This window comes from Maritalea sp., from assembly GCF_051251695.1.
GTDB lineage: Bacteria > Pseudomonadota > Alphaproteobacteria > Rhizobiales > Devosiaceae > Maritalea.
Window position 1 is genome coordinate 26,981 of sequence record NZ_JBPOEU010000015.1, and the last position, 21,205, is coordinate 48,185.

At 49.2% G+C, this 21,205-nt stretch carries 21 protein-coding genes; 6 read left to right on the forward strand and 15 right to left on the reverse strand.

Annotated features, from left to right (window positions below):
• Window positions 1-46: 46 nt before the first annotated feature.
• Entirely contained in the window at window positions 47-1,246 is a 1,200-nt protein-coding gene (locus tag ACSHWX_RS10760; RefSeq protein WP_435668220.1) for a pyridoxal phosphate-dependent aminotransferase, read from the forward strand.
• 155 nt (window positions 1,247-1,401) lie between these two features.
• On the opposite strand, the gene ACSHWX_RS10765 is transcribed toward ACSHWX_RS10760, so the two are convergent.
• Window positions 1,402-2,346 carry a nucleoside hydrolase gene (locus tag ACSHWX_RS10765; RefSeq protein WP_435668221.1) on the reverse strand — a complete coding sequence of 315 codons (945 nt, stop codon included), beginning with the start codon at window positions 2,344-2,346 and terminating at the stop codon, window positions 1,402-1,404.
• Window positions 2,343-3,218, reverse strand: a complete 876-nt coding sequence (locus tag ACSHWX_RS10770; RefSeq protein WP_435668222.1) for a ribokinase — start codon at window positions 3,216-3,218, stop codon at window positions 2,343-2,345. Before ACSHWX_RS10770 ends, ACSHWX_RS10765 begins: the two co-directional genes overlap by 4 nt.
• 179 nt (window positions 3,219-3,397) lie before the next feature.
• On the opposite strand from ACSHWX_RS10770, the gene msrP reads away from it, so the two are divergent.
• Window positions 3,398-4,366 carry a protein-methionine-sulfoxide reductase catalytic subunit MsrP gene (msrP, locus tag ACSHWX_RS10775; RefSeq protein WP_435668223.1) on the forward strand — a complete coding sequence of 323 codons (969 nt, stop codon included), beginning with the start codon at window positions 3,398-3,400 and terminating at the stop codon, window positions 4,364-4,366.
• A 96-nt stretch (window positions 4,367-4,462) separates the two neighbouring features.
• Here msrP and ACSHWX_RS10780 read toward each other — a convergent pair whose 3' ends face one another.
• Window positions 4,463-4,831, reverse strand: a complete 369-nt coding sequence (locus ACSHWX_RS10780) for a VOC family protein (protein WP_435668224.1) — start codon at window positions 4,829-4,831, stop codon at window positions 4,463-4,465.
• 86 nt (window positions 4,832-4,917) lie between these two features.
• Here ACSHWX_RS10780 and ACSHWX_RS10785 point away from each other — a divergent pair, with 86 nt between their 5' ends.
• Both ACSHWX_RS10785 and ACSHWX_RS10790 read left to right on the forward strand, forming a co-directional pair.
• Window positions 4,918-5,412: a winged helix-turn-helix transcriptional regulator gene (locus ACSHWX_RS10785; RefSeq protein WP_435668225.1), complete on the forward strand. Its 495-nt coding sequence runs from the start codon at window positions 4,918-4,920 to the stop codon at window positions 5,410-5,412.
• Window positions 5,413-6,073: 661 nt separating this feature from the next.
• Window positions 6,074-6,373 (forward strand): hypothetical protein, encoded by a 300-nt coding sequence (locus ACSHWX_RS10790; RefSeq protein ID WP_435668226.1) that lies wholly within the window; start codon window positions 6,074-6,076, stop codon window positions 6,371-6,373.
• A 21-nt stretch (window positions 6,374-6,394) separates the two neighbouring features.
• Here ACSHWX_RS10790 and ACSHWX_RS10795 read toward each other — a convergent pair whose 3' ends face one another.
• The 5 genes from ACSHWX_RS10795 to ACSHWX_RS10815 all read right to left on the reverse strand — a co-directional run bounded on the left by ACSHWX_RS10795 (window position 6,395) and on the right by ACSHWX_RS10815 (window position 9,900).
• The gene (locus ACSHWX_RS10795) at window positions 6,395-7,291 is read right to left on the reverse strand and encodes a LysR family transcriptional regulator (protein ID WP_435668227.1); all 897 of its coding nucleotides are present in this window, start codon (window positions 7,289-7,291) and stop codon (window positions 6,395-6,397) included.
• Window positions 7,291-8,244 carry a thioredoxin-disulfide reductase gene (gene trxB / locus ACSHWX_RS10800; RefSeq protein WP_435668228.1) on the reverse strand — a complete coding sequence of 318 codons (954 nt, stop codon included), beginning with the start codon at window positions 8,242-8,244 and terminating at the stop codon, window positions 7,291-7,293. Before trxB ends, ACSHWX_RS10795 begins: the two co-directional genes overlap by 1 nt.
• 112 nt (window positions 8,245-8,356) lie before the next feature.
• Complete coding sequence (gene greA / locus ACSHWX_RS10805) at window positions 8,357-8,830, reverse strand: transcription elongation factor GreA (RefSeq protein ID WP_435668229.1); 474 nt, start codon at window positions 8,828-8,830, stop codon at window positions 8,357-8,359.
• 209 nt (window positions 8,831-9,039) lie between these two features.
• On the reverse strand, window positions 9,040-9,252 hold the full coding sequence (locus ACSHWX_RS10810) for a cold-shock protein (RefSeq protein WP_435668230.1): 213 nt from the start codon (window positions 9,250-9,252) through the stop codon (window positions 9,040-9,042).
• 219 nt (window positions 9,253-9,471) lie between these two features.
• Window positions 9,472-9,900 carry an RrF2 family transcriptional regulator gene (locus ACSHWX_RS10815; protein WP_435668231.1) on the reverse strand — a complete coding sequence of 143 codons (429 nt, stop codon included), beginning with the start codon at window positions 9,898-9,900 and terminating at the stop codon, window positions 9,472-9,474.
• Window positions 9,901-10,000: 100 nt separating this feature from the next.
• On the opposite strand from ACSHWX_RS10815, the gene ACSHWX_RS10820 reads away from it, so the two are divergent.
• Window positions 10,001-10,462 carry a group III truncated hemoglobin gene (locus tag ACSHWX_RS10820; RefSeq protein ID WP_435668232.1) on the forward strand — a complete coding sequence of 154 codons (462 nt, stop codon included), beginning with the start codon at window positions 10,001-10,003 and terminating at the stop codon, window positions 10,460-10,462.
• 19 nt (window positions 10,463-10,481) lie between these two features.
• Here the strand turns inward: ACSHWX_RS10820 and rpiB are convergent, their stop codons facing one another.
• The 7 genes from rpiB to ACSHWX_RS10855 all read right to left on the reverse strand — a co-directional run bounded on the left by rpiB (window position 10,482) and on the right by ACSHWX_RS10855 (window position 19,848).
• Window positions 10,482-10,913 (reverse strand): ribose 5-phosphate isomerase B, encoded by a 432-nt coding sequence (rpiB, locus tag ACSHWX_RS10825; protein ID WP_435668233.1) that lies wholly within the window; start codon window positions 10,911-10,913, stop codon window positions 10,482-10,484.
• A 46-nt stretch (window positions 10,914-10,959) separates the two neighbouring features.
• Entirely contained in the window at window positions 10,960-14,271 is a 3,312-nt protein-coding gene (gene carB, locus ACSHWX_RS10830; protein ID WP_435668234.1) for a carbamoyl-phosphate synthase large subunit, read from the reverse strand.
• A gap of 154 nt (window positions 14,272-14,425) precedes the next feature.
• Window positions 14,426-15,319, reverse strand: coding sequence for an aromatic amino acid exporter YddG (yddG, locus tag ACSHWX_RS10835; RefSeq protein WP_435668235.1), 894 nt, complete (start codon window positions 15,317-15,319; stop codon window positions 14,426-14,428).
• Between the two features lie 165 nt (window positions 15,320-15,484).
• The gene (locus ACSHWX_RS10840; RefSeq protein ID WP_435668236.1) at window positions 15,485-16,081 is read right to left on the reverse strand and encodes a glutathione S-transferase N-terminal domain-containing protein; all 597 of its coding nucleotides are present in this window, start codon (window positions 16,079-16,081) and stop codon (window positions 15,485-15,487) included.
• 35 nt (window positions 16,082-16,116) lie between these two features.
• Window positions 16,117-16,587: an N-acetyltransferase family protein gene (locus ACSHWX_RS10845; RefSeq protein WP_435668237.1), complete on the reverse strand. Its 471-nt coding sequence runs from the start codon at window positions 16,585-16,587 to the stop codon at window positions 16,117-16,119.
• 293 nt (window positions 16,588-16,880) lie between these two features.
• Complete coding sequence (locus ACSHWX_RS10850; protein WP_435668238.1) at window positions 16,881-17,654, reverse strand: MBL fold metallo-hydrolase; 774 nt, start codon at window positions 17,652-17,654, stop codon at window positions 16,881-16,883.
• A gap of 208 nt (window positions 17,655-17,862) precedes the next feature.
• Window positions 17,863-19,848, reverse strand: coding sequence for a bifunctional 2',3'-cyclic-nucleotide 2'-phosphodiesterase/3'-nucleotidase (locus ACSHWX_RS10855; RefSeq protein ID WP_435668239.1), 1,986 nt, complete (start codon window positions 19,846-19,848; stop codon window positions 17,863-17,865).
• A 399-nt stretch (window positions 19,849-20,247) separates the two neighbouring features.
• Between ACSHWX_RS10855 and ypfJ the strand changes: the two genes are divergently transcribed.
• Complete coding sequence (ypfJ, locus tag ACSHWX_RS10860; protein ID WP_435668240.1) at window positions 20,248-21,156, forward strand: KPN_02809 family neutral zinc metallopeptidase; 909 nt, start codon at window positions 20,248-20,250, stop codon at window positions 21,154-21,156.
• Window positions 21,157-21,205 lie beyond the last annotated feature (49 nt).

Here is a 21,205-nt window from a genome sequence, read left to right on the forward strand (position 1 = left end):
GCTTTGATCAATTTGATTGAACCTAGCCAAAAGATTTTTTGACATTATGAATATGATTTCTGATGCGCTTGCGCGCGTAAAACCATCCGCGAGCATGAACATATCCGCCATTGCGTTGGAAAAACGTGCCGCTGGCGTGGATATCATTCCGATGAGCGCAGGGGAGCCGGATTTCGATACGCCGGTGCATATCAAAGACGCGGCAAAGCGGGCGCTGGATGCGGGCGAAACAAAATATACCGCTGTTGATGGCATCCCTGAGCTTAAAGCCGCCATCGCCGCCAAATTTAAGCGCGAGAATGATTTGGATGTAGACCCCAAAGATTGTTTCGTTGCCACAGGCGGCAAGCAAATCATCTTCAATGCGATGGTCGCGACCCTTAATCCGGTCGATGAAGTCGTGGTGCCTGCACCATACTGGGTTTCCTACCCTGAAATGGTGCGGTTAACTGGGGCGACGCCAATTATCGTTGAAGCGGGCGCCGCGGCGGGATTTAAAATCACACCAGTGCAATTAGAACAGGCGATCACCGCGAAAACCAAGTGGTTGTTGTTGAATTCGCCGGGCAACCCAACGGGTGCTGTTTATTCAAAAGACGAGTTGCTGGCATTGGCGGTTGTGTTGCGGGAGCACCCGCATGTCCATATTTTGATGGATGATATTTACGAGCACCTGACCTATGGCTGCAAGTTTTACACCATGGCGCAAATCGCACCTGATTTGGGTGACCGCACAGTGACCATGAATGGCGTTTCTAAAGCCTACTCGATGACAGGATGGCGGATTGGCTATTGTACGGGGCCAAGTTGGTTATTGAAGGCCATGTCTAAACTGCAAGGGCAATCAACCTCCAATCCATGTTCCATCGCGCAGTGGGCAGCGGTTGAAGCGCTGAACGGCGACCAGAGTTTCTTGGCAGAGTGGCGCAAGGTATTTGAGGAGCGTCGGGACTATTTGGTTGAACGACTAAATAAAATAGATGGGATTGAATGCCTGGTGCCCGAAGGCGCATTTTATGTTTACCCGTCTTGTGGAGGGCTTTTGGGCAAAACCACCGAAGGTGGTCGTCTTTTGAAAACGGACGAAGATGTTGCCATGGCCTTGTTGGACGAGATGGATGTCGCGACCGTGCATGGTGGCGCATATGGCGTTTCGCCGCATTTCCGCGTGTCTTATGCAGTATCGAAAGAAGATATTGGCAAGGCGTGTGATCGGTTTGAGGCATTTGTTGCGGCGCTGACTTAGGGCGCTGACATTCGTTGTTGGTTGGTCCCGGCTCGGGGGCCGGGACGGCACAAGTTTTTGGATCATGGCGCAAGTTGTGAGAAAAGAGTGCGAGATCTGCACCAAGCGGCATCCCCAGACTTGATCCGGGGTCACCTTCATGAAGTCGGAAATCCCTAACGGGCAGCGCGGCGGGCATCTGCCTTTTTAAGGGTTGAGAGGAATGTATCCTTTACCCCTTGGTCGTTTACTTCGAAGCAAATTTTCACTGGGCGGCCATTTTTGGCTGGGTCTGCGATGGTGTTGCCCACCTCGTCGCCTTCCAAAATCGTGTTGAGTGGCGCTTCTTTTATGTCGAAAAACTCTGGATCAGTGATCGCAATCACAGCCGCCGGATCGTGAAGGTAACAGCCATTTACGCCGACATTCTCGGTGTAAAATTTGATGTAATATTCTGAAACCTGCTCCAAAAACTTACCAATTTTTGGCGAATGTTTTGTGACTTCGCGGAAGTCGTCCATATTGCAGCTAACCGAATGGGTTACATCTAGGCCGACCAAGGTAACGTCCCAATCGGCATCAAAAACCACCTGCGCGGCGTGCGGGTCGTTCCAGATGTTCGCTTCAGCAAATGGCGTGACATTGCCGGGCGCGTCGACTGCACCGCCCATGATCACGACATTTTTTGCGTTCTTTGCAATTTCAGGATCTTGCTGTAACGCGAGGGCCAAATTGGTCAATGGGCCGACGGCGCAAATGGTGATTTCACCAGGATTGGCCTTTGTAACTTCACACAAAAATTGAGCAGCTGAACGTGTGTCTTTTTCGCGACTTGGTATTTGGGGTGGATAATCGCCAAAACCTTCTACACCATGCACAAAATCCGCATGTGGATTTGGTGTGATGGTCAAGGGTGTTGGCGCACCTTCGGCGACGGGAATGTTGAGGCCAGCCAAATCGGTAAGGTGGATGGCGTTGCGTGTTGCTGTTTTAACCGGAACATTGCCAAAAACGGTCGTGAGACCAACAACTTCAATGCGTTCGTCGGCAAATGCATGGTGCAAGGCCATTGCGTCATCAATGCCCGGATCAGTGTCGATTATGATTTTATGTAGGGTCAAGATTGGTACTCCAGGAATTCAAAAACTTCTTTAATTGGGGGAATTGCGTCTGCCGCGCCGGGGCGTGTGACCTGAATGGCGGCAGCAGCGCTTGCGATTTTTAGGGCTGTTTCAGGATCATCACCCAAATCGAGCCGTGCGAGGAAATAGCCGGTGAATGTGTCACCAGCGCCAGTGGTATCGACCGCGTCGACTTTAAATGAGCTTACTTCATATTGCTGGTCGCCCTGTTTGTAGGACGCGCCCTTGCTGCCTTTGGTGACCAATATACGGTCCACCGGCAACTGATCTACTGTAATGTTTAGCGTTTCGGCAAGCTGGGCAGCTTCGACCTCGTTAACCGCGATGAGGTCAACATGTTTGATCATTTGCGCGGCGATCTTTGCATCAAAGGGCGCGGCGGCATAAGCGACCTTTAGGCCTTTTTGTTTGGCTGATTTGGCCGCCTCAACAATCATGTTGGTTTCGTTTTGTAGCAGTAACCAATCATTTTCGTCGGTCTGAGCCAAGGCTTTATCGATCTGAGCTTGGTTGAGCGTTTCATTCGCCCCGCCATGAATAACGATGGTGTTTTCACCTTCATTATCGACATAGATCACCGCGTGACCTGATGCGCCATCATCGGTGAGCGTATGCTGGGTATCCACGCCACTGTCTGTGAGTTTCTTTTTCGCCCATTGCCCGTCTTCGCCGATCCGACCGACATGGACAACATTGCCACCGGCCAACGCGATGGCGATGGATTGGTTAGCGCCCTTGCCGCCGAGGCCTGCGCTATAAGAAAGATTGCGCAATGTTTCACCAGCTGCCGGGAAGTGGGGAACGCGGTGAACATAGTCAATATTGATGGATCCGATATTGATGATGGGCATGATTTCACCTCGTCGCGATTAAAGTTTTGGTTTCATACAGATATTTTATCAATTGGTCAAAAAATATCTATTGCTGCTGGAGAAGTTCTACTCACTCACGGGGAATTTACAAATGCTCAGTTGCATGTGAGCGAAATGTTTAGTCTGGTTTGGTTAGAAAAATGATCAGGAGGGTGTAAATGCTCATCAAGAAGAAGAAAAGTTGGGAAATTGCTGAGCGGGAGGCAACGCCCGAAGGTATCTATCTTAACAGACGCCAAATTATGGCCGGCGCTGGAGCCATTGGTTTGGCTGGCGCATTGGGTACAGTTAATGGTGCATTTGCGGCGACCGAAGATGATCGGTTAGCGATCAACGCACCGCGCAATGAAGCTTTTCAACTTGATCGGGAATTGACGCCTGAAGATATCAATCTCAACTACAACAACTTTTACGAGTTTGGCTCGCATAAAGAGATCGCCCGTGATGCGCAGGCGCTTGAGCCGCGCCCGTGGGAAATTACCATTGATGGGATGGTGGACAATCCAACAAAAATTGATGTCGACGACTTAATCGGCAAAATGGCTGTGGAAGAGCGGCTCTATCGGCACCGGTGTGTTGAGGCGTGGTCGATGACCGTTCCTTGGATTGGGTTTCCATTTGCAAAGCTTGTTGAAATGGCGGGGCCGCAATCGGGTGCGAAATATATCCGCATGGAAACGTTTAATGACCCTGGCGTCGCGCGTGGTATCAAGACCCAACCTTGGTATCCTTGGCCATATGTTGAAGGTCTAACGATTGAAGAAGCGCAAAACGACTTGGCATTTTTGGTTGTGGGCGCTTATGGCAAACAGGTTGCAGACCAAATGGGCGCACCGCTTAGATTGGCTGTCCCGTGGAAATACGGGTTTAAGTCGATCAAATCGATCGTGAAGTTCACGTTTACTGACGAACGCCCAGTTAGTTTTTGGGAACAGTTGCAAGATAAAGAATATGCGTTTTGGGCCAATGTGAACCCCGAAGTGCCACATCCGCGCTGGACGCAAGCGACCGAACGTGTGTTGCATACAGGTGATCGCGTTCCAACATTGAAGTTCAATGGATATGAAGAGCAAGTCGCGGGGCTTTATGCCGATATGCAAGATTTAGGTGATCTGCTTTACCGGTAGAGCCGTATCTTAAATACTCCTCCTCATAACTGGTCGCCGGTGAAGATTTTCACCGGCGATTTTTTATAATTCAATCAGATTTAAGTCAGGTCTTGTTCACGTCAAGTCTTGAGCCAACATCATCGCGTTCCCATCGGGATCGTAGAATGTTGCGGTGCTGACCATCCCCTCTATGACATCTGTTTCCCCATCAAACTTTACACCAGCCGCTTCTAAGGCTGCACGCGCTTCGTCGATATTTGCAATGCCAAATACGGGTACTGAATTGCCTGGCACGGGTTCGGTATGTTCGCCAAGACCCAATGTTACGCCTTCGGTTTTGGTTTTAAGTTCGCTCCACCCAGCGTCATCGGCGTGATAAACAAGTTCAAACCCAAGCATATCATTGTACCATTGTGCGCTGGCATGGCGGTCACTTACGGATAAGGCGATGGTGATTGTGTTTTCTAAAGTTACGGCTGGCATAGGGCTTCCTTTTTGATCATAAAATATATATACTATACTTTATGGACATAGAAACAATTGTCAAGGTGACTTCTAGGGCATGGTGCTTGAACATTCTCGCGCTGCTGCACGCTGGTACGCCGGGTCGACAAGCGCCATTGCTTTCTAAATCAGGTGCAAGCCGCACGGCCTTTGCGCAAAGCTTGTCTCATTTGGTTGATCTTGGCCTGCTGGAGCGAAATCCAGGTCACGGCCATCCGCTGCGCCCCGAATATCGGCTGACACCAAAGGGCGTTGAAATCGCAGCGGTTGCGGGGAAAATCAATGCCGCTGTAACGGAGCAAGCGCATGGTCCGATATTGCGTCGCACTTGGAGCGTGCCGGTTTTGGCAGCAAGTTACAAACCCCGGTATTTTGGCGAAATAAAGAATGAGCTGGTGTCCGTGACGGACAGGGCCTTATCGCAATCCCTGCAACAACTTCAAAAGAGCCGCTGGCTTGTGCGCAATATTGACACGAGCAAAAACCCGCCGCGCCCGATCTACCAAGCTGCAAACCAAGGGTTTGAAATTGCTCAGGCCATCAACTTGGCTAGGGTTTAGTTTTTCTTAGCCCACCGCAAAACCATCATCGATTATGCAAAAAAAAGGCCCTACCAAAAAGGTAGGGCCTTGAATAAGGGGCAGACATCGAGGGAGGAGGGACGGTGTCTGCCGTACGCGAGTTGACTTCGAGGGAGGAGGGACGTCATCAACTCGTTACCGACCTTATATGGTGTGCGATGGCAACTTAACAAGCGTATAGAATGCATATTTGATATGCGCTAAACGCATAGCTAAATTTCGCAACCTATGGTTTGCGCCATTCTGAGGTCAAAACCGCATCGAGCCCTGTTATTTTGGCGTAACTGGACTTAATTGGTATGCAATTGAATGCGTTGGGATTTCCCATAAAAAAAGGCCCCGTCGGGAGGAGACGGAGCCTTTGAATGAATGAGGCAGACATCGAGGGAGGAGGGACGGTGTCTGCCGTCTGACAAGTTGACTTCGAGGGAGGAGGATACGTCATCAACTTGTTATGCATCCTATATGCCTGTCCCCTCCAACTTTCACAACAGACATGATTGCATATTTGCCATGCACAAAATGCATGGGTTTGATTGCTCAAAAAAAAGGCTCCATCCGCGAGGACAGAGCCAAAAAGGATTAGAGGAAAACTCTAACAAGGAGGGAACAACGAAACAGTTGAGGGAGGAGGAACAACATGTTCGTTTTTCTTGAGGCGTATATGATGGCGAATTTACTTTTTGGCAACCACGTTACGCACATGTCCGGTATGCAGTTTTTGCATATCAGTCGCATTGTTCATATATTCCAGCCTGTTATCAATATTATTGCCGCGCTGGTTTGTGCCGATTTTTCTTCAGAAATGCTGTGTATTCCAGTTTATGCACGGGCTTGCTCACGTCACCTGAGAAGGTCGATGTCCTTGGTTCTCGCTACATCATCAAGCCTAACGGATTTGAAAGTGACCTTTGGGCGGACATTTCCAAGCAATGGGTGACGTATTCAGCTTGTTGTTGAACTAGAATTCCCAGCCGCGAGCTTTGGACACGAGGAAATCACGGAAAACGCCAACGCGTTTTGAGTTTTTCAGCGCTGGTGGGTAAACAAAATAGGTTTCAAACTCTGGCTTTTCTACAGTTTCGAGAATACGCACTAAGGAAGATTCGTCCTCTGTGACATAGTCGGGCAACATCGCGATGCCGATGCCTTCGCGGCACGCCTGCATCATCCCGTAAATTGCATTGACGCGCAGGGAGGGGATGCGTGGATTGTTTTCAGCGCGGCCGATGGTTTCTAGATAATTCACATCACCTAAATAGGCTGGGCTTGGATTGCCAAACGTGATGATCTTGTGGTTGTCGATGTCGCTAACATTTTCAGGAATGCCGTGCTGTTCCAAATAGCTTGATGACGCATAGAAGTGAAAATGCACGGTGAAGAGTTTGCGTTGGATCAGTTCAGATTGATTGGGACGGTGCAAGCGGATGGCAACATCTGCCTCACGCATCGCCAAATCAAGTTCAGAATCGTTGAGTTTTATTTCCAACTGGATGGTTGGATAGCGCTCTAAAAATTCATTGATCCGCGAGGTTAGCCAAGTCGAGCCGAACCCAACGGTGGTGGTCACCAGCAATGGGCCAGTGGGTTGGTCACGCGTCTCGCTCATTTGCGCTTCAACGGATTGCAGTTCCCATGCCATGCGATGAGCCGTGCGGAACAATTGTTCGCCAACTTCCGTCATCACGAGGCCGCGCGCGTGGCGAATGAAGAGTTTTAGGCCAAGCCCGTCTTCTAGCGACGATATTTGACGGGACACGGCGGATTGGCTCATGCCCAAACGTTCACCAGCATGGGTGAAGCTGCCTGCTTCGGCAACAACATGAAAAATCCGCAACCTGTCCCAATCAATGCCCATTACTCGGCCGCTTCTGCAACATCGAGCTCTGCGATGTATTTTTCAGCCTCAAGGGCCGCCATGCACCCCATGCCCGCAGCGGTCACCGCTTGACGGTAAATATCGTCCGTGACGTCGCCGGCTGCATAAACACCGGGAATGTTCGTGGCAGTGCTGTCAGGTTTGGTGACGAGATAATTGCCATGTTTCATATCCAGTTTTCCATCGAAAAGGCTGGTGGCAGGGGCGTGCCCGATGGCGACGAATATGCCATCAACAGCTTTCTCAACGATTTCGCCGGTATTGCGGTTTTTCAGTTTCGCGCCAGTAACCGATCTTGGAATGCCGGTGGTGCCGAGCACTTCAAGCAATTCTGTGTCCCACATAACTTCGATCTTGTCGTTCGCAAACAAGCGTTTTTGCAGGATTTTTTCCGAACGTAATTCGTCCCGACGGTGAACCAATGTGACTTTTGAGGCAAAGTTGGTGAGGAACAGTGCTTCTTCAACAGCTGTGTTGCCGCCGCCAATGACCAGAACTTCTTTTTCTTTATAGAAAAAGCCGTCACAAGTTGCGCATGCGGAAACACCAAAGCCCTGAAACTCTTGCTCTGAGGGTAAGCCAAGCCATTTGGCTTGGGCGCCTGTGGCAATAATCAGCGCATCGCAGGTGTAAATGGTGCCGCTATCGCCAGTAAGTTCGAACGGGCGTTTTTCCATGTCCACATTGATAATAATGTCAGAAACAATCTTGGTGCCCACATGTTCAGCTTGTGCTTGCATTTGTTCCATAAGCCATGGGCCTTGAACCATATCCGCAAAACCGGGATAGTTTTCGACCTCTGTGGTGATGGTGAGTTGGCCACCGGGCTGGATGCCTTGGATAATGACCGGTTCTAGCATGGCGCGAGCAGCATAAATTGCTGCTGAGTAACCTGCGGGTCCAGAACCAATGATCATGACGGGTGCGTGCATGTTCGCATACCTTGAAAAAGTGGATTAGAAGATTTGCACTTAGTGTAGGTATGCGACGCGCATGATACAAGACTGAACAGAATTGGCCCACATAAACGTGAACCAATGAGGGTCAAATATAGCTAACTTTTAAAATCTCATAAGATTTTGAGCCGCCTGGTGCCGAAACTTCGATGCTGTCGCCTTCTTCTTTCCCAATCAGTGCGCGGGAAATAGGTGAAGATAGCGAAATTCTGCCTGCGCCAGCGTCCGCTTCGGGGTTACCCACAATTTGGTAGGTTTTCTCTTCTTCGGTATTTTCATCAACCAATTTAACGGTTGCGCCGAACTTAACGGTGTCGCCACTTAGCTTGGTCACATCAATAACTTCGGCCAGCGCCATGATAGACTCTAGCTCCTGGATGCGCCCTTCGTTTAGACTTTGTTGCTCTTTGGCCGCATGATATTCCGCGTTTTCTGACAAATCGCCATGAGCACGGGCTTCAGAAATTGCTGCAATAATGCTCGGCCGCTCTTTAGAAGATCGCTGAACAAGCTCGTCGCCTAGCATCTTGTGGCCTGCAATTGTCATTGGGATCTTTTCCATGGTCCCGCCCTTTCATTCTTATTTTTGTGTTGCACTGCAATAAAAAACCGGCCCCAAAATATTACAATTGGAGACCGACAGCGTGCAAAAACTAACATAGCCGCAAATCTGCCTTATGCTAAGGAAAATGTGCGGCTACCGAATTTGTTACGCGCTTGATATGTCAGCAATAGGGCTGACTAAAAAGCAGAAGAACTGGCCGTTAAGGCTTAGTCTTCAACTGTAAGTTCGCCAGCAGAGAATTTGCCAGAACGTTCGTCCTGAACCAATTCGTAGCCAACTTTTTGGTTTTCTGCCAAAGAAGATAGGCCTGACTGCTCAACCGCAGAAATGTGGACAAACACGTCGTTGCCACCGTCTTTTGGTTCAATAAAGCCGTAACCCTTTTGGGTGTTAAACCATTTAACTGTACCTGAAGGCATGAAAATTTCCTTTCGTGAAATACTGCCGCAATTCTTGGTTCTTTATCTTTAGAACCGGTTCTGGATCGATGTTGGTAGAAACGTAGCATTCACGGAGGTAGCTCCGGCCAGATCGTTCGGCCAATATTCGACTGTAGAAATATAGAATTGAATCGCTCAAAATTCAAGCGGGTAAAAATACTTTAAACTACGAAATTTAAATTCGATGACTTAAATGTGTCAATTCAGTGATGGAGGAAGAATAGAGTTTTCTTTTATTATATCACCGAGTGTTTTTGTGCGCAAATGTGCAATAAACATTGATTTTGCCTCAGTAAAGAATGATGTAAGCGAGCAGTATCCGACGAATACACACTTACAGTTTTCTTTATTCAGACATTCAACGATCGTAAATCCGGGCTCTGTATGCTCAACTATTTCTGCAATAGTGGCGGTGTGAGCCTCTGGATTAACAGTGACCCCACCATTTTTCCCGCGTATGGAGATCAGTATTTTTGCGGTCGTCAGGCGATTAACAATTTTCATCAAGTGATTTTTTGAAATCTGTAATTTTTGCGCAATTTGCGCGATTGTGCGTTTTTGGGGCGCCACGGCACCCAAATACATCAGGAGCCTTAGTGCGTAATCGGTTTGGTTGGTTAGATGCACTTATTGTCTCACTTTTGACTTTGAGGCGTTTAGCATGTTGCAAATTTTGATTAAATCACTAAAGATGCATTTTGTATATATCTTTTAAGGTCATGGTTCAATGGACAAAACATTCGCCGAAATTCATCGGGAAAACTATCGCCAGCAAGCAAATGGCTATGGCATTGACGAGGCCTTCGTTTCACTACTGGTCGAAAGTTTTTATGAAAAGGTGAGGGCCAACGATGACCTTGGTCCGATTTTTGACGGGGTGATTGGCGATAACTGGCCCGCCCATATGGCGAAAATGAAACAGTTTTGGGGCGCAATCGCGCTCAAAACAGGTGACTATCACGGACGCCCAATGCCTGCGCATCTCAAACTTAAACAGGTTGAGAAGTGGCATTTTGATCTATGGCTTAAGCTTTTTGCTGAAAACTTGGATGAAATTGCACCATCGGCTGAAGCTGAGAACTTCTTTACGGCGCGGGCGCATAACATTGCGCGGAGTTTGATGACCGGCATGTTTTATGATCCGGCGGCGGATATGAGCGAACTAAGGTCTAGTGCTAATTCCGAGTGAAATGCGACCCTAGGCTTGGTTACATTTCTTGAATTTTTTCGATGCGTCGTTGGTGCCGACCGCCGTCAAACGCGGTCTCCAGCCAAGTTTGAACGATGTCGAGTAGTTTTTCCTCTTCAATCATGCGCTGCCCGAGAGACAACACATTCGCATCATTGTGGCGACGTGCCATTTCTGCTGAGATGCTATTCCAACACACGGCACAGCGTATGCCTTTGACTTTATTTGCAGCTATCGCTTCGCCGTTGCCAGAACCGCCCAGAACAATACCTTTTTTGTATTCTCCTGATGAAACGGCTTGGGCAACGGGGATGATGAAATCTGGGTAATCGCAGGACGCGTCATTAAAAGTGCCAAAATCTTTGACCTCATGACCGAGCGAAATCAAAAATGCCTTGATCTTTTCTTTGTACAAAAAGCCCGCATGGTCGGTGCCGATGGCGATCTTCATATGCTGGTCCTGCTTTGCTGCCCCAGAAATTACCTTGAACGCGTTTTTATGCGGCGAAGTGATCTTGGACCGATTTCACCGTTAGCGTGTCTGTCGAATAGGAAACGATGCCTTCAACCGCAGCGATTGCCCCGGCGATGGTCGTGTAATAAGGGATCTTATTCAATAGTGCGGTGCGGCGTAGATCGCGGCTATCCTTTAGCGCTTGTTGTCCAGCGGTCGTGTTGATCACCAACTGAACTTCACCGTTTTTCATTGCGTCAACAATGTGGGGACGTCCTTCGAGCACTTTGTTGACCTTCTCGCACGTCACGCCATTCTCGGTGAGGAAACGTTTCGTGCCGCTGGTGGCGATGATTTTAAAGCCAACGCCTTCTAGCAATTTTACGGACGGCAGGATCGCCTCTTTGTCTTCATCACGTATGGAGACAAAAACGGTGCCCGATTTTGGCACTTTCGTGCCGCCGCCCAACTGGCTTTTGGCAAATGCCACGCCAAAGCTTGAATCAAGGCCGATAACTTCGCCGGTTGAGCGCATTTCTGGGCCCAAAATTGTATCAACACCAGGGAACCGCGCGAAGGGGAACACAGCCTCTTTGACCGCGATATGTTTTAGCTTGGTTTCTTTGAGATCAAATGAGCTTAGCTTTTCACCGCCCATGATGCGCGCTGCGATTTTGGCGACTGGGCTGCCAATGACTTTTGCGACGAACGGAACTGTGCGCGACGCCCGTGGGTTCACTTCCAAAACATAAAGCGTGCCGTCTTTTAAGGCGAACTGGATGTTCATTAATCCTACGACGTTCAATGCCAATGCCAATTCTTTGGTTTGGCGCTTGATCTCTGTGATGGTCTCGTCGTCTAGATTGCGCGATGGAAGGGAACAAGCACTGTCGCCGGAGTGAACGCCAGCTTCTTCGATATGTTCCATGATACCAGCCACAAACACATCCGTGCCATCGCATAATGCATCAACGTCAATCTCAATCGCGCCGCCCAGATAGCTATCAAATAGCAAAGGGTTGGTCGCGAGTACTGAATTGATCTGCCCGGTTTTGTCGTTGGGATATTTTTGACGAATATGGGGGGGGACCAACTCTGTGAGCGTGCTTTGCACGTAGTCTTCGAACTCATCAGAATTGTTCACGATGGCCATGGCGCGACCACCCAAAACAAATGAGGGGCGAATAACCAGCGGATAAGCAATATCTTCAGCGACCATGCGCGATTGCTCAAGCGAATAGGCGATGCCGTTGCGGGGTTGGGTCAAGTCCAGCTCGTGTATCAGCTTTTGGAACTGGTTGCGGTCTTCAGCCAAGTCAATGGATTCAGGTTGGGTGCCCAAAATTGGAATGCCCGCGCGTTTGATTGAATTGGCAAGCGCAAGTGGTGTTTGGCCACCAAATTGCACGATAACGCCTTCAAGCGTGCCGTTCTTCTGCTCGGTGTGCAGAATCTCAAGTACGTCTTCCTTGGTCAACGGTTCGAAATACAAGCGATCAGAGGTGTCATAATCGGTTGAAACCGTTTCAGGATTGCAATTGATCATGATGGTTTCATAACCGGCTTCTGACAGCGCGAATGCGGCATGGCAGCAGCAATAATCGAATTCGATGCCTTGGCCAATACGGTTCGGCCCACCACCAAGAATGACAATCTTTTTCTTGTCAGTTGGTTGCGCTTCGTCCGCTGGCTTGCCGGCAAATGGTGCCTCATATGTTGAATACATATAGGCGGTTGGAGATGCGAATTCGGCGGCACAGGTGTCGATGCGCTTATAGACCGGATGCACGTCCAACTCGTCCCGTAGGGCTTTAATTTCGCGTGGTTTTTTGCCGCTCAAGTCAGCTAGGCGGGTGTCCGCAAAACCCATCGATTTGAGTTTGCGCATTTGCTGGGCGTTGTCCGGCAAGCCGTGTTCCTGAACCTTGGCTTCCATGTCGACAATGCCACGAATTTGTTCAAGTACCCATGGATCGAATTGGCAGGCATTGTGGATAAACTCATCGTCAAACCCAAGGCGCATCGCGTCTGCAATCACCAAAATACGATCCGGCGTTGGCTTGCCCAATGCAGCGCGAACGGCGTTTTTGTCGTCGCCTTCACCAATGCCTTCAATGCCAACCTCATTGAAACCAGTTAGGCCTGTTTCAAGCGAACGAAGTGCTTTTTGCATGCTCTCTTGGAACGTCCGGCCAATGGCCATGGCTTCGCCAACCGATTTCATCGCTGTGGTCAAACGATTGTCAGCACCGGGGAATTTTTCAAATGCAAAGCGAGGGATTTTGGTGACCACATAGTCAATGGATGGTTCGAACGAGGCGGGTGTTGCACCGCCTGTAATGTCGTTTTCGAGTTCATCAAGCGTGTAACCAACAGCTAGACGTGCCGCGACTTTTGCAATTGGGAAGCCAGTTGCTTTTGATGCCAATGCTGAAGAGCGAGAAACCCGTGGGTTCATCTCGATAACGATGAGGCGACCGTCTTTTGGGTTCACCGAGAACTGAACGTTTGAGCCGCCGGTTTCAACGCCGATCTCGCGCAAAACAGCCAGTGAGGCGTCGCGCATGATCTGATATTCTTTATCGGTAAGCGTTAGGGCTGGTGCCACTGTGATGCTGTCGCCGGTATGCACGCCCATCGGGTCGATATTCTCGATTGAACAGATGATGATGCAGTTGTCGTTTTTGTCGCGAACAACTTCCATCTCATATTCTTTCCAGCCAATGATGCTTTCTTCGACAAGCACTTCATTGGTGGGAGATGCGTCGATGCCGCTTTCAACGATTGAGATGTATTCTTCGCGGTTATATGCAACGCCGCCACCGGTGCCACCCATGGTGAAAGACGGGCGAATGATCGCCGGTAGGCCGACCACGTCTAAAGCTTCAAGTGCTTCGGTCAAATTATGCGCGAGCATTGAAGTTGGTGTTTCAAGACCGATTTTATCCATTGCAGAACGGAACAGGTCACGGTCTTCTGCCTTGTCGATTGCCTCGGCTGTCGCGCCAATCATTTCGACATTGTATTTGTCCAACACGCCCATTTTGCGCAGCGAAAGCGCACAGTTCAGGGCGGTTTGTCCGCCCATTGTGGGCAGTAATGCGTCTGGACGTTCTTTTTCGATGATTTTTGCGACGACTTCTGGTGTAATCGGCTCCATATATGTCGCGTCAGCCAAGTCCGGGTCTGTCATGATGGTTGCCGGGTTCGAGTTGACCAGGATAATCCGGTAACCCTCTTCCTTTAGCGCTTTACAGGCTTGGGTGCCTGAATAATCAAACTCACATGCCTGACCAATTATTATAGGTCCGGCGCCGATGATCAGGATGGAGGAAATATCTTCGCGTTTGGGCATATCATCACTTCTCAGCAGGCCAGACATCGTGCGCAATTTATGCGCAAAAATGTGGCGATTCTTATCATATGTGGCTGAGTGCGCGTTTTATGGCGTAATGAGCCAAAGGGGAACCCCCTGTTCAAAGAAAATGGTTCTTTGGAAAAAATAATCCTCAATTTTGAGGTTTTGAACCAAATTTACGTGCAAAAATCATGTCTTTTGAGGCGATCACTGCCCCCAATGTGATGAGGAGACAAGCGGCGCCTATTGCCCACGTAAATTGGGCAAATCCAAACAAGATTAGGATGAGCGTTGAGAGTAAAGGTGCTGCATATGACGCTGCGCCCAAAACTTGAATGTCCCCATGCTTTACGCCGCGATCCCATACATAGAATGCAAGGCCAAGCGGCCCTAAACCCAAACCGATAACGGCAACGCATTGCCAAATATCTTGCGGCCAGACCGTCGTTTCCCACAATAGATGACCGCCAAGTGATAGGACCGCCGTCGCAGCGCAGAACCCTGTAACCGCATCAGTTGGTACATTAGCGAAGCGGCGTGACAATACTGAGTATGCAGACCAAGAAAGGGCGCTCAATAAGGCCATGAAGTAGCCGAACGCAAATTCAGTTTTGAAAGTGAAGCCTTGCCCACCAGTAACGATGAGGCCAGCCCCGCCTAGCCCGAGCAGACAGCCTACAACATGTTGCCATTTGAGCTTTTCGCCCGGCAAAAGCGAAGAAAATAAAACAATGAGCAATGGCCAGAGATAGCCGATCAAGCTCGCATCAATCGTTGGTGCGTTGCGCAGGGCGGTGAAGTAAAACAGGTGATAGCCGAACAATCCCGCGATGCCTAAAACCCAAGCCATTATGGGTTGGCGTAGCTTTTTGATGGATGAAGGATCGCGTATCCATTTGCTCATCCCAACAAGCGTTCCCACGCCGAAGGCCATCGCGTTGAGCTGAAACGGCGGTATTTCGCCGCTCGCCGCCGTGCAAAGCGCGAGAAAAGACCACAGCAAGATGGCGATGGAGCCGATTAAGGTGGACGTGGTGCGGGTCATGCTTTGGCCAGTGCTTCCGTTTTAGGAAAAGAGGTTTCCAAATTGCCCAGTTTTGGGGCTTTTGCAACAAAACTTTGGTCGCGGGTGCATAAGAATAGGAGCGCAGGAAGATTTGCGCGTGTCGTCATGTGCTGGCCGCTGAGCATAAACACCGGCCAGTGATCGTTATTTAGGCATTGTTTGCTGCATTGAAGGGTGTTGGGAAAATTCACCATACCAGTCATGTAGCTCTGGGTGAGGGGCAAGAAAGTCATGGTCGCCAAGCCGGAAATTTAAATAGCCAATGGTTGCGCCCAACGCAATTTGTGCCGTTGAAATGTTGCCGCTGAATTGGTCCAGCTCGCTATTCAACTGTGAAAGAGAACGCGCAATGGCACAAGTCCAACGTTGGCCCCAGTGCGCCGACCTCTGAATTTCAGGTTTGCGTCCATCAATCACCATGTTAACGGCGCTATCCAGAATGCCACTGCAAAGGGCTTCGTGGCGTCGCATTGCCCAATGATCGACCCCTTCTTCGGGCATAAGGCGTGGTCCATCGCTGATTGTATCAAAATAAGCGCATATGACCGAACTATCGAAAAGCGTTTCACCGTTTCCGTAGATCAGACATGGGATTTTGCCCAAAGGGTTGGTTTGTGAAACTTTTTCAGTTTCCTCGTATGGATTTACCAACACTTCTTCAACAGAGGTGATGTCCTTTTCAATCGCCGTAATGCGGCATTTGCGAGCGTAAGGTGAGGCGTGAGAATATAATAGTTTCATGATGACTTTCGCGGCTAAGAAGATCGATTTCAGTCTTACTTGGTTAGATCGAGCTTAAATCCTTCATGAGTGTTTTCAAAACCCAACTTCTTATAAAGCCTGTGCGCTTCTGGACGTACTTTTGACGAGGTAAGTTGCACCAAACGCGCGCCATTTGACCTTGCTTGATCAATCGCCCATTGGATCATTTGTGATCCCAAGCCTTTGCCACGTTGGTCAGCACGAATGTGAATGCCTTCCAATTGAGCGCGGGATTTTCCGCGCCCGCCAAGGGAATGCAAAATATTGATCTGCATGCAGCCAACCGCATCACCTTCGAGTTCAGCCATAATATAGAAATTGCTTGGGTCCTTTTCGATCACGTCCCAAGCACGTTGATATTCAGGCGCATCCGCATCATTTGCATCGTCGACAATTTTGCGGCCCGGCGCATTGCCGCCAATCGAAAGGCGCAAAATAGTTGCGATGTCGTTTCGTGTTGCGTGGCGAAAAGTAAGCATTGTCATTGGCATTCACTCTGCATCTGGGGCGGCGCAATATCCATCTTTGGATGGATTGCGCTGGATGTGTTTATCTTATATTTTTTGAACCAAGAGATGCAACGTCTGAAGGTGATTTTCCTCTTCTTGTGGGAGATACGCCTGTTGCACGGACAGCAAAATTGCTGATGTTGAGGAGTTTGAAAAGGTCAAACCTCAACTGATCGAGATCGTGAAGGTGTGGTGCAACGCGGCAGATGCTAAATAGTTCAATACTTCGAGAAGATGGCCCGGTGCGTTAAACACCGGGCTTTTGCGTTCTATCCGTACCAATTTCCAAATTTGACCGTGGCCATTTCGCCAACAAGTTTGGCGAATTCTTTCGGGTCTTGGGTGCCATCGTCACGACCGCGATAATGGTAGGGATACACGTATTTGGGTTTAAACTCTGCTACTGCGGATGCCGCTGCATTGATGTCCATGGTGAATGGCAAATTCATGCAGATAAAGGCAATATCGATATTTTGGAGCGCCCGCATTTCAGGAATGTCTTCCGTATCGCCGGAAATGTAGATCCGTGTGCCATCTATCGAAAGCACGTAGCCATTGTCTCGACCCTCAGGGTGGAAGTTTTTACGGCCTTCAGTAGTGTTATAAGCTGGGATCGCATCGATCTGCGCGCCAGCGAAATCTATAGTGCCACCGATCGCCAGTTGGCTTGCGTTTTCTTTAAGCGCGGCCGGAAGCATTTCGAAAACTGCTGGGTTGGTGATCAGTTTTGTGTTTTCGCCAACAATTGCGGCCAATGTTTCGGCATTATAGTGATCGCCATGTTGATGCGTGACCAAAACCAAATCAGGCTTTGGATGGCTGGCATATTGTGCGGCATCACCCACCGGATCGACATAAATCACGCCAGCTGGCGTTTCCAGAACGATTGATGCGTGGCTGATCGGGTGAACTGTGATTTTGCCCGAATTGGTGCCGAACTGATGGTCTGCGTGGCCATCGGCAAGCGCATTGAACGGAATAAAAGTGATACCTGCCATAAGAACAGCACCTGATTTGAGTAATTGTCGTTTGGATATTTGCATAATCGCCTCCCATTTGACGGCATCAAATTATGTCGTCAGAAATTTCGTAAACAGTGTGGGCGGGCGTTAAGGGCTTTGCCGCAAATTGTTCCTTCACCAATTATTAGTTTACGCCGCTGAAGCATTTGCGTTCAATGGGGTCACGCGAAATTGAAAAAGGGGTGGCACGTTATGCGCCACCCCTTTTTAGTCATCTTAAGCGACAAATCTATTTTTGTAGATTGATCCGATATTGGCCGAAGCCGCTTTCCGCTTCACCCACATATTCGATGTCCACTGCGGTAACATCGCTCAGGTGGTCTTTTGCCAATGGGCCAGTTTCGAACAACACTGAAGTGTTCGGCAATGGTGCAAGCGACCAATTGCTGTCTGCACTTGGGTTGATCGTGCCTTTTTCAACTATGTAACGCACCAAGACATCGCGGTTGGTATCTGGTCCAACAAAGATGATTTTGTCTGAACCCAAACCTGGGAATGAGCCGCCGCCGCCCGCACGATAGTTGTTTGTTGCAACAACAAAGCGCTGGTTCATATCGATTGGCTCGCCCTTATAACGCAGGTCAACAATCCGATTTGCATCTGGATTGATGGCATCGCCACCACGAGGTGGATATTTTGACGGTTGTGAGATATCGATTTTGTACGTAACGCCGTCAATCACATCAAAATTGTATGATGGGAAATCAGGATCGGCCAAAGGCTGATCTGATTTGCCCACTTCAACTTGATTAAAGATACCGGCCGAACGCTCCAACCATTCTTTAACGCCTGCGCCGGTCACTTCAACGGCACGAACAGTGTTTGGATATAAGTAAAGATCGGCAACGTTTTTGATGGCGACAGGGCCAACAGGCACGTCAGTGTAGTAATCCGGTCCACCACGGCCACCAGCTTTAAATGGTGCAGCTGCTGAAAGGATCGGCAGGCCTTCCCACTCTGTGCCGCGCATCATTTGCTCGGTGTACCACATTTGAGCTTGCGAGACGACTTGCACGGATGGGTCATCAGCGACGAGCGCGAAGTACGAATGCAATTTGGCATCGGTTTGGCCAACGGCTGTACGCACATATTGAAGTGTTTCATCATGGGTTTTTTGCACCGAAGCCAGAACGGCTGCGTCGCTCTCAACCAAGGGATTTACCTTGCGTTCAATTCGCTCAGAGATCGGACGGGCTTCTGATGTGTGGGAAATGATTTTCCACGCGTTGCCGTCATGCTCGATCAGCAAATCGATAAGACCCATATGTGAACCCCAGAAGCCAGCCATTACAGCAGGCTTGCCTTGCAAAGTGCCTTTTTCAGAATCAACACCTTCGATGCCATCATACTGAGAGCTTGGGAACACATTATGGTGGTGACCGGTGAACACAACATCGATGCCTTCAACGCCAGCCAGATGCAGCGATGCATTGCCCATCATTTCGGTTTGTGGTTCACCACTAATTCCAGAGTGAGAAAGGGCAACGATCAAATCAGCGCCTTGTTCTTTCATCAAAGGTACATAGGCTTCTGCGGTTTGAACGATGTCCCGTGTGGTGACTTTGCCGTTAAGGTGCTGGAAATCCCAGACCATAATTTGCGGTGGTACGAAACCAATGAAGCCGATCTTAATTGGGCGTTTATTGCCAGCGCCATCAACAACTTCTTTTTCAAGAATTTGGAATGGAGGGAAAAGTGTTTTGTCTTTTGTCGGGTCCGCGCCCAACACGGTGCCCATAACAATGTTTGCACTGACAAATGGGAATGACGCGCCAGAAAGGGCTTTATCGAGGAAGCTCAGTCCGTAATTAAATTCGTGGTTGCCAACCGTAGCAATGTCGTAACCCAACGTATTCATCGCCGCGATCATTGGGTGCAGGTCACCGTCTTTAAAACCGCGTTCGTAAGCGACGTAGTCACCCATCGGGTTGCCTTGTATCAGGTCACCATTATCAACGAGCATTGAGTTGGTGGCTTCTGCGCGAACATTGTCAATTAGAGTGGCTGTGCGCGCCAAACCCATCGTGTCGTTTGGACGATCTGCGTAATAATCATAAGGATGAATAGCAACGTGAATATCTGTTGTTTCCATCAGGCGCAAATGGGCCTGAGAATTGCTGGCCATTGCTGCAAATGGGTGCATCGCGATTAACGCGCCTGCACTGGCAGAGCCTGCCAAAAATGAACGGCGTGAAATAGAATTTAGAAGTGACATTTTGTCCTCCGCTGGGTGGTTTGAAATCTGTGCGGTTGAGTTGGCGCACTTATTGGTGGGGCGGATATTTCCGATGTTTCGAATGCTGTTATGAGCATTTCACCACCTGTTGGTCGCTGAGTAAAAACACGACAGGGCCAATGTGTCATAATTCGACCATTTGGTAAAATACTATTCGTGGGCATTGTTCTAACCTTTAATGGAATAGTGCAGCGATAGGCTGAAATTGTTTCAATTTGAAGGCGAGAAAACGACAGTTTTGTGACTCAGTTATTTGTTGGACTGAGTTGGTGGCAGGCTTGAACACTTGCGCATTGCATTGCCCATTTACTTGCTCAGCGCAGATTTTCACGCTAATTGAGTTCATGTAGAACGAAGGCAATTCAAAGGACGCATACGGTGAAGTGGCAAGGACGCGATAGAAGTTCAAATATCGAAGATCGACGTGGAAACCGTTCCCGCTCATCCGGGCGCTCAGGTGGCAATCGTGTGCGTATCCCGATGCCACGCAGCCGTGCGGGAAAAGGCGGCGCGGGCAGCTTGGTGATGATTGTCATTGTCGTGTTGATTTCCTTGGCGCTGGGTATCAATCCAATGAGCCTATTGGATGGGTCCATTTCAACTGGCGGCGGGACAACCAGTTCTCGACCTTCTGACAACCGGCCCTTGCCTGACGCTGGCAAAGATGAATTGTTTGATTTTGTCGCCGTTAATTTGAACGAAACCGAAAATCTTTGGACGCAGGTTTTTAGGCAAAATGAATTGCAATATCAGCCACCAACGTTGGTGGTATTTTCTGGTTCAACCAGTTCACCTTGTGGCACAGCTAGCGCGCAAACTGGGCCATTTTATTGTCCCGGTGACCAAAAGATTTATCTTGATCTGAGCTTTTACGATCAGCTCCGGCAGCAATTTGGGGCAGGGGGCGATTTCGCTCAGGCCTACGTGCTTGCTCACGAAGTTGGACACCATGTTCAGCAATTGACGGGTGTGTTGCCTGAGTTCAATCAAAAACGACGTGGCATGAGCAAGGAAGAAGCCAATGCCTATTCAGTTCGTGTCGAATTACAGGCGGATTGTTATGCCGGTGTTTGGGCGAACTATGTGGGTGAGCAGAATTTATTGGAGCGCGGTGATATTGCCGAAGCGCTGAACGCCGCCGAGCAAATTGGTGATGATGCCATCCAGATGCGTAGCCAAGGTTTTGTGGTGCCCAAGAATTTCAACCATGGTACGTCCGCTCAACGACAAGAGTGGTTCGAACGGGGATACAAGTCGGGTAATGTTGGCCAGTGCGACACGTTTTAGCGTTGATCGCGTCGGAACAATTGAAGTTGGACTATAGTTTTTGCTTATA

Excerpts from the sequence above, each read along its gene's own strand:
- greA (WP_435668229.1), bottom strand. The coding sequence starts at position 8,830 with ATGGAAAAGATCCCAATGACAATTGCAGGCCACAAGATGCTAGGCGAC.
- ACSHWX_RS10820 (WP_435668232.1), top strand. The coding sequence starts at position 10,001 with ATGGACAAAACATTCGCCGAAATTCATCGGGAAAACTATCGCCAGCAA.
- ACSHWX_RS10795 (WP_435668227.1), bottom strand. The coding sequence starts at position 7,291 with ATGGGCATTGATTGGGACAGGTTGCGGATTTTTCATGTTGTTGCCGAA.
- ACSHWX_RS10850 (WP_435668238.1), bottom strand. The coding sequence starts at position 17,654 with ATGCAAATATCCAAACGACAATTACTCAAATCAGGTGCTGTTCTTATG.
- ACSHWX_RS10810 (WP_435668230.1), bottom strand. The coding sequence starts at position 9,252 with ATGCCTTCAGGTACAGTTAAATGGTTTAACACCCAAAAGGGTTACGGC.
- ACSHWX_RS10790 (WP_435668226.1), top strand. The coding sequence starts at position 6,074 with ATGTTCGTTTTTCTTGAGGCGTATATGATGGCGAATTTACTTTTTGGC.
- trxB (WP_435668228.1), bottom strand. The coding sequence starts at position 8,244 with ATGCACGCACCCGTCATGATCATTGGTTCTGGACCCGCAGGTTACTCA.
- ACSHWX_RS10855 (WP_435668239.1), bottom strand. The coding sequence starts at position 19,848 with ATGTCACTTCTAAATTCTATTTCACGCCGTTCATTTTTGGCAGGCTCT.
- carB (WP_435668234.1), bottom strand. The coding sequence starts at position 14,271 with ATGCCCAAACGCGAAGATATTTCCTCCATCCTGATCATCGGCGCCGGA.
- rpiB (WP_435668233.1), bottom strand. The coding sequence starts at position 10,913 with ATGAAGATCGCCATCGGCACCGACCATGCGGGCTTTTTGTACAAAGAA.
- ACSHWX_RS10840 (WP_435668236.1), bottom strand. The coding sequence starts at position 16,081 with ATGAAACTATTATATTCTCACGCCTCACCTTACGCTCGCAAATGCCGC.
- msrP (WP_435668223.1), top strand. The coding sequence starts at position 3,398 with ATGCTCATCAAGAAGAAGAAAAGTTGGGAAATTGCTGAGCGGGAGGCA.
- ACSHWX_RS10845 (WP_435668237.1), bottom strand. The coding sequence starts at position 16,587 with ATGACAATGCTTACTTTTCGCCACGCAACACGAAACGACATCGCAACT.
- ACSHWX_RS10770 (WP_435668222.1), bottom strand. The coding sequence starts at position 3,218 with ATGCCCATCATCAATATCGGATCCATCAATATTGACTATGTTCACCGC.
- ACSHWX_RS10760 (WP_435668220.1), top strand. The coding sequence starts at position 47 with ATGAATATGATTTCTGATGCGCTTGCGCGCGTAAAACCATCCGCGAGC.
- yddG (WP_435668235.1), bottom strand. The coding sequence starts at position 15,319 with ATGACCCGCACCACGTCCACCTTAATCGGCTCCATCGCCATCTTGCTG.
- ACSHWX_RS10780 (WP_435668224.1), bottom strand. The coding sequence starts at position 4,831 with ATGCCAGCCGTAACTTTAGAAAACACAATCACCATCGCCTTATCCGTA.